Origin of the sequence: Pseudomonas sp. NPDC087342 (assembly GCF_044744265.1) — a bacterium.
GTDB lineage: Bacteria > Pseudomonadota > Gammaproteobacteria > Pseudomonadales > Pseudomonadaceae > Aquipseudomonas > Aquipseudomonas nunensis.
This window is the reverse complement of record NZ_JBIUXZ010000002.1, coordinates 349491-365139: the sequence shown is the minus strand read 5'-3', so window position 1 is coordinate 365139 and position 15649 is coordinate 349491. Positions and strand designations below refer to the sequence as shown.

The window sequence follows — 15649 nt, the reverse complement described above, 5'->3', positions numbered from 1 at the left end:
ATATTTCTGTACCCACCTTTCCGTCGAAACAAAAGGGGGCGATTGCGCACTATACAAAATCGACCTATCCATGCGGCTTCCTTGAAGTGATCTCGACCACCTTTGGGTCGTTCAGCTTTGCTTTGAGCACAAGGTTATCGTAGATCAGCACCTCGTTGATGGATGCGAGATTGGCGACCTTGGCCCGCAATTCTTCGATCTCCTGTCGGTACGCTGCGGACTTCTTGCGTTCCGCAATCAAGTCTTGTTGTTTCACATCACGCATTGCGCGACTGGAGCGACCCTGAACCTCTCGGATAGCCTCGGCAATTCGGGGGTAATGGTTGTGAATCAGCGCCGTTGATACGCCAGCCTCACGGGCGACCGCCGCGATGGTAACCTTGGATTCCCCAGTGCGGGCGCGTCCCTTCTGGATGCGGAGTAGGGCGAGTTTCAGATCCTTCTCGCGATCCTCGGCAGGCTTGTAGTTGGCCACCTTCTCCTTGGGTTTCATGCGATTAAAGTCTCCGGGTCCATTCCCAACTGTATCAGTACTTCACGGCAGCGATTCAGGTTGCGCTCTACGCGCTGGCGGCCGCCCTCGCCAATATCTGGGCAATGCAGTAGCCCTTTCAAATCATCGTAGAGCCGTTGGTAAATGGCCGCATGGCCGCGTCCGATCACGGCATGGTTGCAGTCGCCGCAACGGGTACGTTCAAGGGTGTTGCCGACGCAACCGTCATTGTCCGCCGTACACCAGGCGTGGCCGTTGCTGCGGATTGCGGTACTCTCACTAATGGACTTCAGCATCGTGGCATGATCCTTGAAGATCAGTAGGTTCTGTGGCTCTCGCTGCCACTTCTTCAGCGCGTTGCCATAGCCCCCGGCCAAGAGTTCGTCACCTAGCCAGTTGTCCACTACGCCGAGTTTTATGTCTTCCAACTCACCCTGAATATCGGCGTACAGTTCAAGGTCCAGATGCTGCCCCCAGATATCGTCCATGGCGTAGCCCAACGTCATGTCCAACGTCCAGTGAGCGTAATGCTCCTTGAGGTAGCGCAGGTCACCGAAACGGCTATGCGCGGCATAGTTGGCGAACTTGCGGCGGAACTGATGGCTAGAGAGGTTCCAACTCAGACCGCAATTCTTCGTGAACGCCTTAAGGCTCTGATTCCAATTACTGTTGCCAAGCGTGCGTACCTGATTATCTCTTAAATCTAGGCCTAGAAAGAGTGAATGGCGGTGCCTCTGTGCCTCCACGATCTCCGGATCATAGGGATTGGCGCGGCGCCGCTGCATGATTTCGGCGGCGATCATGGCCTGATATGGCATGCTCCAGCGCTCCATCAGGCGCAGTGCACGCACAGCGGCTTCGGGGATCATCCAGTCATGCACTCCGGCACCGGTCTTTTCCGACCGAGAGCGCATCCAATGGTATATGGTGCCTTCATCGTCCTGGGTGCGGTGGTGCGCGCCTGATTGCAGGTTGGTCAGCTCGTGGTTGCGACAACCGGAGGTGCTGGCTATGACGATGTAGCAAGCAGTCCGTAGATCAACTATCGCCTTTTTGAGTGCCCTCAGACCGCGCTCCCAACCAAGGGCGCCAAGTTTGAGATTTATGGCAACATTGAGGGCACTGCGAGATTGCCCCTTTCGCTGCGTCCTTGGAGCGTCCAATGCATCCCAGAGGTCAAGCAGTTGGTGGCCGCGTTCAACTTGCTGGTGGGCTCGCTCGAACAGAATGCAGAACACATCATCGGGAATCAGTGGTGTTTTGCTGACTTGGCATCCACGGGAGGTTAGCCCAGCCAATGCCTTAGCGGAAGTTTCGGGCCATGGATGCGCCGGCATCCTGTCATCGGTGTTTTGACTGAGTTCATGGATCGCTTCGACGGCTTGGAAACGGGATTGCAATCCACTTTGCGAAAGTGGCTTACCCTTATACTGCGTGGTTTGCCGAAACGCCTTGGAGGTATTCACATAGGTCCCGCAGACCATGGGGGTGGCCGCGCCAATATGATCGAGCTTAAGCGCCTCTAGATGGCGTAGGAACGGCAGTGCACATTCAAAAAAATTTTTCATCGAGCCGCCTCTAGGCCGCACGCCGCTTCTGCGCCCACGCCGTAGGTAGCGGTATAAAATCGCCTTCATTACCACTCGAAACGCCGGCGGTAGTTTGCTGAAATCCAGCCGTTTACTGCTCATCCCCACGTTGCTGGAGAAACCGACGAGTTGCCAAGTAGTATCGCCGTAGCGGCTGAGGGTGACCCATTCCCCATCGACCTGAGTGCTGCTGATAATTAGGGCGTCGCGTTCGGATTCGGAAAGCCTACGCACATCGCCAGACTGGGCTGCAAAGGAGGCACCGGTTGTTGCCACCAAGGTGTTGTCGCTCATGCAAAGACCTCCAGGCTGTCAATCAGATCAACCGACCAGAACGGATGCGGTAGGGTGCGGGCACGCTCACGGGAGGCGTCGACGACGGCTGCCTTGAACGTGCCGCGACGAAGACCCTCGGCAACGATGTAGTGATCTATTAAACGGGGGATATGAGCGTACTCTCGTTCCCAGCGCCGTTTGTTCATTCGCGACCGCTCGGCCAGCACGCGGAAGTAGAAGCTGAAGAGCTTGTACAGGTCCTCGGCGGTCACCGCGTAGTGTCTGCACCGCAGGCAGTTTATGAAGTTCATGCAGATCGCGCCCTCGCGCTTCGGGGCGTACTGGCCGCTCACCGGATTGGCGCAGCGGCCCATGGGAGTGTCTTTATAGGTCGCTCCAATGGTCTGGGTTAGTAACTCCTGAACCAGTACCTCACCCATGAACTGCCAGTTACGACGGGCGACTTCGCCTGGCGCCAAGTAATTTTGGTCGGCTACCCGCGGGGTATTGCCGAGGGCTGCGGCAGTGGTCGCCAAATCGCCATCGGTCAGCTCGAAGATCCGGTTGCCGAAAGTCTTTCGCAGACGCGAGATGTTAATGCGTAGTGGATTTCCGTCGCTGTCGGTAAGGTTATAGCGAGCTACAAGGCTGGTTACTGCCCATCCCAACGATGATGCATTCAATGCATGGACTTCGTAGGCGTTTTTCCCGGCGCGACTGCGAAATAGCCACACGCGGCCCTTAAGGTCGACCGGAGCCTCTGCATCCAGAGGCTCGGTTAGAGTCATCACGCGACGAATCAGCCGCTCCACAGTGGTTCTCACGCTTGGCGTGGACTCCAAAAGGCGTTCAGCGTCTGACTCTGCGCGGAGGGCCACTTTGCTGGAGTTGTAGCCGCGCCGTTTCCATAGCACCAGGAATACGGTGTTGTCTTTGGGGTGCGGGCGCAGGCAGTCGCGACCCATTTCCAGCAGTGGCGTGGTATTTCGCCCAGTGTGCAGTGCGACGACCAACAGGATAATGCTTAGGAGTTCACCGGTCACAGGTGCATCGTCGTCCCAGATCGGCTTGATGGCCTGCCGAAGTGCCGCCGTTAGCGCTTGCCGCTCGCGCTTGGACAGCGCCGTCTCGCGATTACCCTTGCGGTTGATGTTCGGAAAGGGATTGTTCGGAAAGGTGGCCGCATCGCCGGAGGTAACCAGGTGGATCAGCCCGCGACGCCCCAAAGCGAGCAGTACGGACTTGGTCTTCGAGTAGCAGATATTCTGAGTAGTAGTTTCCACACCTAAAGCAGCGAGATGGCCGAGATAACCGTCGATCAGGTCCCGGGTTACATCGGTCAAGGCCAATTCACGGCCAAATGCCGTCGCCCGCAACATGCAGTATTCGAAAAAATGGCGTAGTCCGCTGCAGTAACCAGCCACCGTGCTGGTCGCAATGACGGCCTCCCCATCTGAGAGGAAGCGTTCGATCTGGCGCTGGCAGGCATAGGTGATGGGGTCGATGCCAGCGCGGTACCAGCGGTCAAAATCGAAACTACGGCTGTGGGTGGCGTTCCGCTTGAACTCGACCTTGGTGTTACTCGGCGGAATGGCCTCAGGCAAAATGACCACATTGCCAGCCATGTCGCGGCTGTACTCGATTTGCGGGACGCTGAGGTCGGTCTTTGTAAATACCTTGCGCTTTCCCATCAGGCCGCCTCCGCCAATGCGTTCAACTCATCGTCATATGCCAGCACCGCTTCGTCGGCCATTTCGTTGACCAAGTGCAGGTACACCATGGTTGTCTGTATCGAACTGTGGCCGAGCTGCCGCTGAACAAACACTAATGGCTCCAGTCCGCTCGCAGGGTTACGCTGAAGGCTAACCAGGGTTTGGGTGGCGTAAGTATGCCGTAGCATGTGCGCATGGACCTTGATTCCCGCTTGCTTGCCAGTCTCGCTGATGATTCGGTTGAGACTCTTGCCGCTGTCCCCATAAGGTTCTCCGGACTTATTGAGGAACAACGCCTTTTGCGGGGTCTTGCTCAGCGAGGCACGTTCGCCGCGCACTTTCGTTACATAGCGATAGAGATCGGACATGAATCGGCGACTAACGTGAATATCTCGCTGCTTGCTGCCTTTGGTCACCATGCCACTGCCATCAAACGGATCGAGCCGAATGCGCAGGTTGCGATCGGTTTTTCCAGCCTTATCAGGGTCGAAAACATAGACCAGCGGGAAGGCAGCGATCTCCTCGCGGCGCAGACCTGTATACAGCGCTAGGCGCATCATCATCCGATGGTGGGGGTTCTCCGCTGCGGTCAGTAGTGATTTGATCTCGGCCATGCTCAGAAACTTGGGCAGGGTCTTGTAGGTGCGGGGCATTACATCTTTTGCCATGGTCTTGCCGCCACTGGCATCGACATGCGCAAGGAAGTTCGCTTCACGCTTTACGTTGCGTTCCTCATAGGTGAAGGGCACGCGTTTCACCCACCCCTCCTTGAGGGCGTACTCGTAGAACTTGCAGATGTAAGTCAAGCGCTGGCGAGTGGTTGTCCGTGTCAGTTCGCACGTCTTCAGGCAATAGTCTCGATAGGCTGCCACTAGACTCTTCGCTTCGCCACGATCAACGTCACGCCAGTCCAGTTCATGGGCTTGGAGGAAGCTGAAGAAATCGTAAAGAGCGCGCCCAGTACTGGGCCAGGAACGTTTAGACCCGATTTCCCCGCGAAGCAAGTAGTGACGGAAGAACTGATTGGCGGGGATACAACTCTCCATCGAATCCCACAGAAGAATGGGGAACCCCGGGTAGGGTTGCCCATCAATCACAAAATCTTGAGTAGCCCTCACAAGCTCCATCTGCCATCCCTTACGTTGACCAGACACCCAATCCCTTTTGTCTGTTTAAACAGATTCAGGGCCATTAGATCACCCCTTAATCACTACCTCAGGTTATGAGGTCGTGAGGGGCTGCCATCTAATACAATGGGGATCTAACGCTTACAAGGTGTCAGATCATTGCGTTACCACCAGTATTTCCCGAAGTTTTCCGGATTGGCCCAGAACCGTGAATTGAGCCAGTCGGGCACCTGTTTATAGTCAAGAAGATCATAGGTGAACAGCGTCAACACCTGCTCATCGCGCTGGAAGCGTTCGCTGGCTTGCAGGGCCAGGGAGAAGAAGTCGGTTTCCTGCCAGCCGCTGGCCGGCAAATCCGCCAATACCGCGATGCGACTGGCGTTCAGGTTGCGGATCCCACCCAACAGATTCAGGCCATCGCGTTTGGGCAAGTGCTCCAGGCAATCGACCACCAGCGCCAGGTCAAAGCGCCGCGCCGCCAGCTCTGGCGGCAGTGGCCCGGGTTCCGCATGAGCGACGCAACTGTCCGGGTGCGCGAGCTTGAACGCTTCCAGCGCCGGGAACTGGCTGGCGCCAATCAGCAACAGGCGCGCCGGGGCATAGCGGTCAAGCAAAGCGGCCAATGCCTGCTGGGGCGTGCGTGAAGAAATACCTGCAATCATCGAAGATCCTCAATCAGAACTGCCAAGACTAGCCTGCCCCAACGTCCGGGCCTAGAGCCACCGAGAGGCAAAAGTGCCGATCTGCCGTGAACATTGGGCAAAACGGCAGTGGCCTATTGTTGGCGGAGATTAAAACTCCGGTCTTTACTCCCTGAATCGGTTTTAAGCCGATCCCTCAGGAGAAAACTAGATGAGCATAGTTCGGACAGCATTACCCTTGGTTCTGCTAACCAGTGTGTTGACTGGTTGCGCAGGTTTGCAGAAAACCGACTGGCCGACCTGTGCGGCGGTCGGCGGTGTCGTGGGTGCCGGTCTCGGTGCCACCGAAAGTTCAGCATGGGCGGGGTATGGTGCGCTGCTGGTCGGCGGCACGGCAGCCGCTTATTGCTGGGTGCACGGTGATGGCGACGAAGATGGCGATGGCGTGCCGGACAGCCGCGACAAGTGCCCGCATACGCCTAAAGGCGTGCAGGTCGATGCCGACGGTTGCCCTCCGCCAGTCCCTGCACCAGTGGTTGAAGAGGCCGTGGTGGTCAAGGAAGAAACCATCGTCATCCGCGATGTTCACTTCCAGTTCGACAAAGCCACACTGACTCCATCCGATAAAGAGGTGCTCGACAAAGTCGCTACTCGCCTGAAACAGGAATCGTCTACCGCGCGCCTGACCGTGACCGGCCACACCGACAGCGTGGGCAGCGATGCCTACAACCAGAAACTGTCGGATAAACGTGCTCATTCGGTGGTGGAATACCTGATCCACGATGGCGTACCGCGCAGCAGCTTCGTGTCGGTAACCGGTAAAGGCGAGAGCCAGCCAGTGGCCGATAACAAAACCGCGGATGGCCGCGCGCAGAACCGTCGCACCGAAATCAAAATCGAGCGTTAAAAGTCCCTTCCGCTCCGCGGCTTGTGCAGTCGCGGATGCGGGTCTTTACTCCTGTGTAACCGGTATGGGCCGGTAACACAGGAGCATTCACAAATGAGCGTTCTAACACGGACCGTCTTACCGGTTCTGCTGCTTGGCAGCCTGTTGACCGGTTGCGCTACTCACAGCGATGGCACTGCCCCCTTGAATCAACGTACCTGGCCGATCTGCAGCGTCATTGGCGGACTGGTCGGCGGTGGCCTGGGTGCTATCGAAAGTGGCGGTTGGGCGGCCGGTGGTGCGGCGCTCGGTATCTTGACCGGTGGTTTGATCTGCTACGCCCAGGATGGCGACGAAGACAGCGACGGCGTCTTCGACCGACGCGATCGTTGCCCCGATACGCCGGAAAATACCCCGGTCGATCATCGTGGTTGCCCGCTGCCGCAATACCCGGCCAGCGTGAAACCCGTCGAGCCTGCACCGGTCTCCGAAGTCATCACCCTGAGCGATGCCGGCAACGTGCTGTTCGCGTTCGACAAGTCCGACCTGACCCCGGCGGCCCGCAGCCAACTGGATGCATTGATGGCCAAGTTGCAGAACGCGGACGTGGTCAGCATCAAAGTGGTGGGCCATACCGATAGCAAAGGTTCGGATGCCTATAACCAGGCTCTGTCGGAACGTCGCGCCAGCAGCGTGGCGGCTTATCTGTTGAGTCAGGGCCTGGCGCCAAACAAACTCACCAGCGAAGGCAAAGGTGAAAGCGAACCGGTGGCCGACAACGAAACAGAAGAGGGGCGCGCGAAAAACCGACGTGTGGAATTGCACATCAACCGCTGACACATGACGCATAACGTTGATCTAGAGCCGCCGGGTGCCGAAAGTCGGCCATCTGGCGGCCGCGTTGAAGAATTTTCTCTTGCCCTCTGGCTTATCCCTTGCGGAAGCCGTTACTGTGCGCTCAAAGAATAATTCTCAACGGGGGAGCGTATGAAGGTGTTTTGGGGGCTGGGGAAGCTGTTGACCCTATTGTTCTGGCTGGTGGTACTGGTCAATCTGCTGATTCCGTTTATCAATCCGCTGCACCTGCTGGTCAGTATGGCCGGCGCCCTGCTGGCGATTATCCATTTTCTTGAAGTGCTGCTGTGTAACCGCAGCCTCAAAGGTCGCGCCCATCCGTGGCGTGATCGCTTGAAGATTCTGTTCTTTGGCGTTTTCCACCTGCAAACCATTCCGGCCCCGGCCGTACCAGGGGCTTCCCATGCGTAAACTCTGTCTGCTCGCTGCACTCATCAGCCCATTGGCCTGCGCCCAGGTCGTGAGCGTCGAAACCAATTCCCTGATGCGCTTGCCCAACACGGCCAGCACCTTGCAGCTGGAAAAACTCGAAGTCGCCGACTACGGCACTTTGCTGATTCCCTCGAACGTGACGGAAGTGACGATCGGCGAATTGCACCTGGGGCGTGACGCGCGGATCGCTATCGTGCCCGGCGAGCAGGCGCTGGAGCTGAAAGTCAGCCGCGCCGATTTATCCGAAGGCAGCCTGATTACCGCTCGCGGTGCGCCGGGGACTTATCTCAAGGCTGCGCGCTCGGGTCGTAACCTGAATTTGCAGATCAAATCATTGAACGCACCGAAGCTGATCGTAGACGCGCGTGGTGGTGCCGGCGCACCGGGGTTTGTCGGTCTGGATGGCGCCAACGGCGAAGAGCCGGGTTGCACCTGGGGCCAGGCCGGTCGTGGTTTCGACGGCAGCAATGGCAGCGACGGCCAGCCTGGAGCGGCCGGTGCACTGGTGCGCCTGGAAGTGCCGCGCGATTACCCGGCCGAACAAATCAAGGTTCAAGTCGCCGGCGGTGCAGGTGGTCTGGCCGGGCCTGGCGGTAAACCGGGTGCCGGTGGCAAGGCAAAGGGTTGCCTGGTGTACAAGGCTGACGGTGGCAAGAGTGGGCGCCCGGGCGTTGATGGCCAGCCAGGGCCCGCGGGTGCGGCGGGATCGGTGACGGTTCAGCGGTTGTAAGCCGTTTCTGAAATGTGTGTCGTCTGATCGATAGTCTTCGCGGGCAAGCCTCGCTCCTACAGTTTTTGAGTCGTCTGCGATATTCGCGAACGACATGAATCCTGTAGGAGCGAGGCTTGCCCGCGAAGCTTTTAGAACATAGGCCGAGCCGCCGCAATTGCCACCAACACCAACCCGACAATCAGATTAATCCCCACCAACTTGCGAATCTTCCCAAGCGCAGCCGCACCCGCCGGCCAGTCCTGCGCGTCGACCGCTGTGCGCAATTCCGGCAGCAACAACGCCTGAATCCGGATAAACAGCGCGGTCATCACCACGTACAACCCCATCATCACCTGCACATAACGCGGTGCCGCTTCAAACCCGGCGTATTGCAGATGAATCATGCCCACACCGCTGATCGGCAAAACCACCACCGCGACCCAGACCCAGCGAAAAAAACCTTGAAACACTTCTACCCACAGCTTCAACCGGCCGGGTCCTTCCAGGGCCTTCATCGCCGCCGGGCGCAGGACCATCCAGGCGAAAAACATGCCGCCGACCCATACCAGGGCGGACAGCACATGCAGGGTGTAAACGAGGCTAAAAGCGGTCATTGGGGTACTCCGTTCTGCGCGGGATTAATTAGCGCGGTATGATAGCCGCCGATCCGAACCACTGAAAATTTATCCAGCGTTTTTTGCGCCCGACAATCCATGATCAGCACCGAACTCAAAACTACGATCCAGGGCGCCTACACGCGTTTTCTTGAAGCCAAGAGCCTCAAGCCGCGCTACGGCCAACGCCTGATGATCGCCGAAATTGCCAAAGTCCTCGGTGACATCGACACCGACGACGAAGGCCGGCGCAGTGGCGACCCCGCGATTGTCGCGGTGGAAGCCGGCACCGGCACCGGTAAAACCGTGGCCTACAGCCTGGCGGCGATCCCGACGGCCAAGGCTGCGGGCAAACGCCTGGTGATCGCCACGGCCACCGTGGCCCTGCAAGAGCAGATCGTCTACAAGGATTTGCCCGACCTGATGCGCAACAGCGGGCTGAACTTCAGCTTCGCCCTGGCCAAGGGGCGTGGGCGCTACATGTGCCTGTCCAAGCTCGACATGTTGCTCCAGGAAGGCCACGCACAAACCGCCACCGCGCAGTTGTTCGAAGAAGAAGGCTTCAAGATCGAAGTGGATGAAGCGAGCCAAAAGCTCTTCACCAGCATGATCGAGAAGCTCGCCGGCAATAAATGGGACGGCGACCGCGACAGTTGGTCCACCGCCCTCGAAGATGCCGACTGGGCGCGCCTGACCACCGATCACAGCCAGTGCACCAACCGTCATTGCCCGAACTTCGGCCAGTGCGCCTTCTACAAGGCCCGCGAAGGCATGGGCAAGGTTGACGTGATTGTCACCAACCACGACATGGTCCTGGCCGACCTGGCTCTGGGCGGCGGCGCCGTGCTGCCGGACCCGCGCGACACCATTTACGTGTTCGACGAAGGCCACCACCTGCCAGACAAGGCAATTGGTCACTTCGCCCACTACACACGCCTGCGTTCCACCGCCGACTGGCTGGAAACCACCGCCAAGAACCTCACCAAATTGCTGGCCCAGCACCCGTTGCCGGGCGATCTGGGCAAGTTGATCGAACAGGTGCCGGAACTGGCGCGGGAGATCAAGACCCAGCAGCAGTTCATGTTCACCGCGTGCGAGCAGGTCGCCGACTTCAAACCCGGCGAAGACGTCGAAGGCCGTGAGCGCCCACGTCACCGTTTCGTCGGCGGGGTGATTCCCGAGCACATGCGCGAGATGGGCGTCGAGCTGAAGAAGGCCTTCGCGCGCCTGACCGATTTGTTCACCCGCCTCACCGAACTGCTCAAGGAAGGCATGGACGGCGAGGTCAACATTGGCATCGCCAGCAACCAGGCCGAAGAGTGGTATCCGCTGTTTGGCAGCCTGTTGTCCCGTTCTTCGGGCAACTGGGAGTTGTGGACCGCGTTCACCGCCGAAGACCCGGAAGACAACCCGCCGATGGCCCGTTGGCTGACCTTGGCCGAAAGCGGTTCGCTGTTCGACATCGAGGTCAACGCCAGCCCGATCCTCGCGGCGGAAATGCTCCGTCGCAATTTGTGGAACGTGGCCTACGGCGCACTGGTGACCTCGGCGACCCTGACTGCCCTCGGTACGTTCGACCGCTTCCGCATGCGCGCCGGGCTGCCGAAGAAAGCCGTGACCGCCGTGGTCCCGAGCCCGTTCCATCACGCTGACGCTGGCGTGCTGCGAGTGCCGGACCTGAAGGCCGATCCGCGTGATGCGCCGGCCCACACCGCCGCAATCATTCGTGATTTGCCGTCGCTGGTCGAAGGCTCGCGGGGCACTTTGGTGCTGTTCTCTTCGCGCAAACAGATGCAAGACGTGTTCGACGGCCTGGACCGCGACTGGCGCAAGCAAGTGTTCATTCAAGGCAACCTGTCGAAACAGGAAACCCTGAACAAGCACAAGGCGCGGGTCGATGGCGGGGATTCCAGCGTGCTGTTCGGCCTGGCGAGTTTCGCCGAAGGCGTGGATTTGCCCGGCGCCTATTGCGAGCACGTGGTGATCGCCAAGATCCCATTCTCGGTGCCCGACGATCCGGTCGAAGCTGCGCTGGCCGAATGGATCGAAGCCCGGGGCGGCAATCCGTTCATGGAAATCTCCGTGCCGGACGCCTCGCTGAAACTGGTCCAGGCCTGCGGTCGCTTGCTGCGTACTGAAGAAGATCGCGGCACCATCACGTTGCTCGATCGACGCCTGGTCACCCAGCGTTACGGCAAAGCGATCCTCAATGCGTTGCCTCCCTTCCGGCGTGAAATTTCCTGATACACGCGTGGGCAGTTTTGCCCACCGCGTTGTCTATCTCTCTGTCATCGCTTTTCCATTGGCCATTGTTGGTCGTTAGGGAGAATTTCGTTCTCATGATTCGTCGTTCGTTGCCTGCTGTATTTGCCCTGTTGTTCGCAACGCCCTTGCTCGCCGCACCCGCCGGCCAGCAGACGCTGTTCAACTTTGTTCGCCCCGCCGACGTGGTCCAGGTGGCGACCCAGGACGCCAGCCTGCCGCAATCCAACGCCGAGCAAACGGCCGAAGGCGAAGTGCTGCGCCGGGTGACCTTCAACCCGGTGGCCAAGCCTCCCTTGCGCCTGACCCCGCAGACCGGCGCCTGGGACTGGTCGCAGTCGGGCGTCATGAGCCTGCGGGTCCAGAGCGCGATGAACTGGGCCTTGACCCTCTACGTGACCATCCAGAGCAACGACGGCAAGACCCTGGTCAGCCGCGTCGATCTGCCGGCCGGCCCGGCGCAAACCCTGCTGGTGCCGTTGGTGGCCAGTTCGCCGCTGAGCCAGGGCATGAAGGCCGGCCCGCCAATGCCCATGACGGTCGACGGTCAGCGCGTGTTGCTCGCCAGCAGCAGCGGTGAGCTGGATCGCAGTCAGGTGGTGTCGGTGAGTTTGTCGATGGACCAGCCGAAAGTCGCCCAGAGCATCCTGCTGGAACGCTTCGGCGTACAGGACGGCGAGGACGTGAGCAAAGCGGTGTATGGCGCTTTGGTGGACGCTTACGGCCAATCGACCCGGGCCAAGTGGCCGGAGAAAGTCAGCAGCGACGAGCAACTGAAGTCCGCTGCCGCGAAAGAACAGCAACAACTGAAAACCTGGCTGGCCGAGCGCGAGAAGTCGTCCCTGGACAAGTTCGGTGGCTTGAACAAAGGCCCGGCGTTCAAGGCCAGCGGTTTTTTCCGCACCGAGAAACGTGACGGTCGCTGGTATCTGGTGACCCCGGAAGGCCATCCGTTCTATTCCCTGGGCGTGAACACCGTTACCCCGGACGTCGATCAAACCTACATCGCCGGTCGCGAGTGGATGTTCGAATCGCTGCCCAAGCCTGACGAGCCGCTGGCCAACCAATATGGCGAAGGCGACAACCGGGGTGGCAACGGCGCCGATCAGGGCCGGGCCTACAACGTCGGGCGCTGGTACGACTTTTATGGCGCTAACTTGCAGCGTATCTATGGTCAGCCCTGTGCGGTGAGCAGTGAAACCAAGGCCGGTGTGGCCGAAGCGGCCAAGGCTGATGCGGTGGTACAGACAGCGGAAAAAGCCGCCGAGCAACCTGTCGCGCCTTCAACGGCCGAGTCCGGCATCGCCGAAGCCGCCAAGACCAACGCCGCCGAAGCCACCGTCGCCAAATCGGCCGAGCCCTGCAAAGCGGTGGTTGATGAACAACGCTGGACCGACCACACCCTGAATCGCCTGCAAGCCTGGGGCTTCAATACCGTCGGCAACTGGAGCGATCCGGCGCTGGGTAACGCGGATCGCGTGCCGTACACCTTGCCGCTGTCGATCGTCGGCGATTACGCCAGCATCAGCACCGGCATTGACTGGTGGGGCGGTATGCCTGACCCGTTCGACCCGCGTTTCGCCATGGCCACCGAGCGTGCCGTGGCCATCGCAGCCCGGGATCATCGTGATGATCCATGGCTGATCGGTTACTTTGCCGACAACGAGTTGGCTTGGGCCGGTCCCGGTGATGACCCGAAATCCCGTTATGCCCTGGCCTACGGCACTTTGAAGATGACCACCGACGTGCCGGCCAAACGTGCGTTCCTCAAGCAATTGCGTGACAAGTACCGCAACCAGGCGGGCCTGTCGAAAGCCTGGGGCATTGACCTGCCGGCGTGGGAACTGATGGAAGATCCGGGCTTCGTGGCGCCGCTGCCAAGCGCCGAACACCCGGAAATCGAAGCCGACTACAAATACTTCCAGAAGGTCTTTGCGGACACCTACTTCAAGACCATTTCCGACTCGCTCAAGTGGCACGCGCCGAACCAGTTGCTGCTCGGCGGCCGTTTCGCCATCAGCACCCCGGAAGCGGTCGAGTCCTGCGCGCAGTATTGCGATGTGTTGAGTTTCAACATGTACACCCTGCAACCCCAAGACGGTTACGACTTCGAAAAACTGCGTAGCCTGGACAAACCGGTGCTGATCACCGAGTTCAATTTCGGCTCGGCGGATCGCGGCCCGTTCTGGGGCGGCGTGACGCAACTGGCCAAGGAAGAAGACCGTGGCCCGGCCTACGCCAACTTCCTCAAACAGGCGTTGAGCGAACCGTCGATTGTCGGTGTGCACTGGTTCCAGTACCTCGATCAACCGGTGACCGGTCGCTTGCTGGATGGCGAGAACGGCCACTTCGGCCTGGTGGGCATCACCGATGTGCCGTTCCAGGGCTTCGTCGACAGCGTGCGTAAAAGCAACCTGGCGACCGTCGATCAATTGGGTAAAGAGGCCGAGAAGGCCAAGGCCGAGGCGGATAAAGCCAGCCATGCGGCCGAGGGCGGCAGGAAAGCCGATGCCGGTAAAGGCCCGGGGCAGGGCGCCGGGCATGCGGGCGGGCATTCCGGGAATGGGCATTAAGGTTTAAGACCGCCTGTGGCGAGGGGGCTTGCCCCCGTTCGGCTGCGAAGCAGTCGTGAAACCAATGCATGCGGTGTATCTGATACACCTCGGTTGCAGGTTTTGGGGCCGCTTCGCAGCCCAACGGGGGCGAGCCCCCTCGCCACACATACGGCATACATCTTAAAAACAAATCTATGGGCGGCTACACCGCCCAGCCCGCCCCTGTTCCCAAAACCCTCTAGGGCTGGAACAATGCGGACCACTTTGTAGAGCGTTTATCCGGGGGAGTTGCGTTTGCAGATTCAGGGTCATTACGAGCTTAAGTTCGAAGCAGTGCGCGAAGCCTTCGCCGCGCTGTTCGACGATCCCCAGGAACGTGGCGCAGCGTTGTGCATTCAGGTCGGCGGTGAAACCGTTCTCGATCTCTGGGCCGGTACTTCCGACAAGGATGGCCTTGAAGCCTGGCACAGCGACACCATCGCCAACCTGTTCTCCTGCACCAAGACCTTCACCGCCGTCACCGCGCTGCAACTGGTCGCCGAAGGCAAGCTGCAACTCGATGCCCCGGTGGCCCGCTACTGGCCTGAATTCGCCGCTGCCGGCAAAGAATCCGTGACCCTGCGCCAATTGCTCTGCCATCAGGCCGGTCTGCCGGCCCTGCGTGAGTTGCTGGCGCCCGAAGCGCTGTATGACTGGCAAACCATGGTCGACGCGCTGGCCGCCGAAACTCCATGGTGGACGCCGGGTGACGGTCACGGCTATGCCGCGATCACTTACGGCTGGCTGGTGGGCGAGTTGCTGCGCCGTGCCGACGGTCGTGGGCCGGGTGAATCCATCGTCGCGCGGGTCGCCAAGCCGTTGGGCCTGGACTTCCATGTCGGCCTGGCAGACGAAGAGTTTCACCGCGTGGCGCACATCGCCCGGGGCAAGGGCAACGTCGGCGATGCTGCGGCCCAACGCCTGCTTCAAGTGACCATGCGCGAACCGACGGCCATGACCACCCGAGCGTTCACCAATCCGCCGTCGATCATGACCAGCACCAACAAACCGGAGTGGCGGCGCATGCAACAACCCGCCGCCAATGGCCACGGCAATGCCCGCAGCCTGGCCGGGTTCTACGCCGGTCTGCTGGACGGCAGCTTGCTGGAAAGCGAAATGCTCGACGAGCTGACCCGCGAACACAGCCTCGGTGAGGACAAGACTTTGCTGACCCGGACCCGTTTCGGCCTGGGTTGCATGCTCGATCAACCGGACGTTCCGAACGCCACGTATGGCCTCGGCCCACGCGCATTCGGCCATCCGGGCGCTGGCGGTTCCATCGGCTTTGCTGACCCAGAGCACGATGTGGCCTTTGGTTTTGTGACAAATACCTTGGGACCGTATGTCTTGATGGATCCACGCGCGCAGAAGCTCGTACGGGTGCTTGCCACTTGTCTGTAAAACTTTGCTGAACGTTCCTGCGCAGGAACCTCGTAACCTTTTTCGTTTCAAAGCG

13 protein-coding genes are annotated in these 15649 nt (G+C 59.7%); 7 read left to right on the top strand and 6 right to left on the bottom strand.

Going from position 1 to position 15649, the window contains the following annotated elements; genetic code table 11:
* Positions 1 to 64 precede the first annotated feature (64 nt).
* The 5 genes from ACIOYV_RS09585 to ACIOYV_RS09565 form a co-directional block, all read right to left on the bottom strand.
* Complete coding sequence (locus tag ACIOYV_RS09585; RefSeq protein WP_401323169.1) at positions 65 to 493, bottom strand: TetR family transcriptional regulator; 429 nt, start codon at positions 491 to 493, stop codon at positions 65 to 67.
* On the bottom strand, positions 490 to 2376 hold the full coding sequence (locus tag ACIOYV_RS09580) for an integrase (RefSeq protein WP_401323166.1): 1887 nt from the start codon (positions 2374 to 2376) through the stop codon (positions 490 to 492). Before ACIOYV_RS09580 ends, ACIOYV_RS09585 begins: the two co-directional genes overlap by 4 nt.
* Positions 2373 to 4049 carry a hypothetical protein gene (locus tag ACIOYV_RS09575; RefSeq protein WP_401323163.1) on the bottom strand — a complete coding sequence of 559 codons (1677 nt, stop codon included), beginning with the start codon at positions 4047 to 4049 and terminating at the stop codon, positions 2373 to 2375. Before ACIOYV_RS09575 ends, ACIOYV_RS09580 begins: the two co-directional genes overlap by 4 nt.
* The gene (locus ACIOYV_RS09570) at positions 4049 to 5116 is read right to left on the bottom strand and encodes a tyrosine-type recombinase/integrase (RefSeq protein WP_401323446.1); all 1068 of its coding nucleotides are present in this window, start codon (positions 5114 to 5116) and stop codon (positions 4049 to 4051) included. The genes ACIOYV_RS09575 and ACIOYV_RS09570 overlap by 1 nt, the downstream gene beginning before the upstream one ends.
* Positions 5117 to 5361: 245 nt before the next feature.
* Positions 5362 to 5859, bottom strand: a complete 498-nt coding sequence (locus tag ACIOYV_RS09565) for a DUF6231 family protein (RefSeq protein ID WP_054615951.1) — start codon at positions 5857 to 5859, stop codon at positions 5362 to 5364.
* A 190-nt stretch (positions 5860 to 6049) separates the two neighbouring features.
* Between ACIOYV_RS09565 and ACIOYV_RS09560 the strand changes: the two genes are divergently transcribed.
* The 4 genes from ACIOYV_RS09560 to ACIOYV_RS09545 all read left to right on the top strand — a co-directional run bounded on the left by ACIOYV_RS09560 (position 6050) and on the right by ACIOYV_RS09545 (position 8741).
* The gene (locus ACIOYV_RS09560) at positions 6050 to 6745 is read left to right on the top strand and encodes an OmpA family protein (RefSeq protein ID WP_163908835.1); all 696 of its coding nucleotides are present in this window, start codon (positions 6050 to 6052) and stop codon (positions 6743 to 6745) included.
* A gap of 93 nt (positions 6746 to 6838) precedes the next feature.
* Positions 6839 to 7561 (top strand): OmpA family protein, encoded by a 723-nt coding sequence (locus tag ACIOYV_RS09555; protein ID WP_401323160.1) that lies wholly within the window; start codon positions 6839 to 6841, stop codon positions 7559 to 7561.
* A 150-nt stretch (positions 7562 to 7711) separates the two neighbouring features.
* Positions 7712 to 7990: a DUF1145 domain-containing protein gene (locus ACIOYV_RS09550; protein ID WP_054046970.1), complete on the top strand. Its 279-nt coding sequence runs from the start codon at positions 7712 to 7714 to the stop codon at positions 7988 to 7990.
* A complete protein-coding gene (locus ACIOYV_RS09545; RefSeq protein WP_401323158.1) occupies positions 7983 to 8741 on the top strand; it encodes a collagen-like protein in 759 nt (252 codons plus the stop codon). Before ACIOYV_RS09550 ends, ACIOYV_RS09545 begins: the two co-directional genes overlap by 8 nt.
* Before the next feature lie 131 nt (positions 8742 to 8872).
* On the opposite strand, the gene ACIOYV_RS09540 is transcribed toward ACIOYV_RS09545, so the two are convergent.
* Positions 8873 to 9337, bottom strand: coding sequence for a CopD family protein (locus ACIOYV_RS09540; protein WP_054615950.1), 465 nt, complete (start codon positions 9335 to 9337; stop codon positions 8873 to 8875).
* 99 nt (positions 9338 to 9436) lie between these two features.
* Here ACIOYV_RS09540 and dinG point away from each other — a divergent pair, with 99 nt between their 5' ends.
* The 3 genes from dinG (at position 9437) to ACIOYV_RS09525 (ending at position 15594) form a co-directional block, all read left to right on the top strand.
* The gene (dinG, locus tag ACIOYV_RS09535) at positions 9437 to 11581 is read left to right on the top strand and encodes an ATP-dependent DNA helicase DinG (RefSeq protein ID WP_163908837.1); all 2145 of its coding nucleotides are present in this window, start codon (positions 9437 to 9439) and stop codon (positions 11579 to 11581) included.
* A gap of 95 nt (positions 11582 to 11676) precedes the next feature.
* A complete protein-coding gene (locus ACIOYV_RS09530) occupies positions 11677 to 14172 on the top strand; it encodes a beta-galactosidase (protein WP_401323155.1) in 2496 nt (831 codons plus the stop codon).
* A 276-nt stretch (positions 14173 to 14448) separates the two neighbouring features.
* Entirely contained in the window at positions 14449 to 15594 is a 1146-nt protein-coding gene (locus ACIOYV_RS09525; RefSeq protein ID WP_054615947.1) for a serine hydrolase domain-containing protein, read from the top strand.
* The last annotated feature ends 55 nt before the right edge of the window (positions 15595 to 15649 follow it).

Bases quoted from the DNA above. Each gene is read 5' to 3' on its own strand.
- ACIOYV_RS09530 (WP_401323155.1), top strand. From the start codon at position 11,677: ATGATTCGTCGTTCGTTGCCTGCTGTATTTGCCCTGTTGTTCGCAACG.
- ACIOYV_RS09545 (WP_401323158.1), top strand. From the start codon at position 7,983: ATGCGTAAACTCTGTCTGCTCGCTGCACTCATCAGCCCATTGGCCTGC.
- ACIOYV_RS09585 (WP_401323169.1), bottom strand. From the start codon at position 493: ATGAAACCCAAGGAGAAGGTGGCCAACTACAAGCCTGCCGAGGATCGC.
- ACIOYV_RS09570 (WP_401323446.1), bottom strand. From the start codon at position 5,116: ATGGAGAGTTGTATCCCCGCCAATCAGTTCTTCCGTCACTACTTGCTT.
- ACIOYV_RS09560 (WP_163908835.1), top strand. From the start codon at position 6,050: ATGAGCATAGTTCGGACAGCATTACCCTTGGTTCTGCTAACCAGTGTG.
- ACIOYV_RS09550 (WP_054046970.1), top strand. From the start codon at position 7,712: ATGAAGGTGTTTTGGGGGCTGGGGAAGCTGTTGACCCTATTGTTCTGG.
- ACIOYV_RS09575 (WP_401323163.1), bottom strand. From the start codon at position 4,049: ATGGGAAAGCGCAAGGTATTTACAAAGACCGACCTCAGCGTCCCGCAA.
- ACIOYV_RS09540 (WP_054615950.1), bottom strand. From the start codon at position 9,337: ATGACCGCTTTTAGCCTCGTTTACACCCTGCATGTGCTGTCCGCCCTG.
- ACIOYV_RS09565 (WP_054615951.1), bottom strand. From the start codon at position 5,859: ATGATTGCAGGTATTTCTTCACGCACGCCCCAGCAGGCATTGGCCGCT.
- ACIOYV_RS09555 (WP_401323160.1), top strand. From the start codon at position 6,839: ATGAGCGTTCTAACACGGACCGTCTTACCGGTTCTGCTGCTTGGCAGC.
- ACIOYV_RS09580 (WP_401323166.1), bottom strand. From the start codon at position 2,376: ATGAGCGACAACACCTTGGTGGCAACAACCGGTGCCTCCTTTGCAGCC.
- dinG (WP_163908837.1), top strand. From the start codon at position 9,437: ATGATCAGCACCGAACTCAAAACTACGATCCAGGGCGCCTACACGCGT.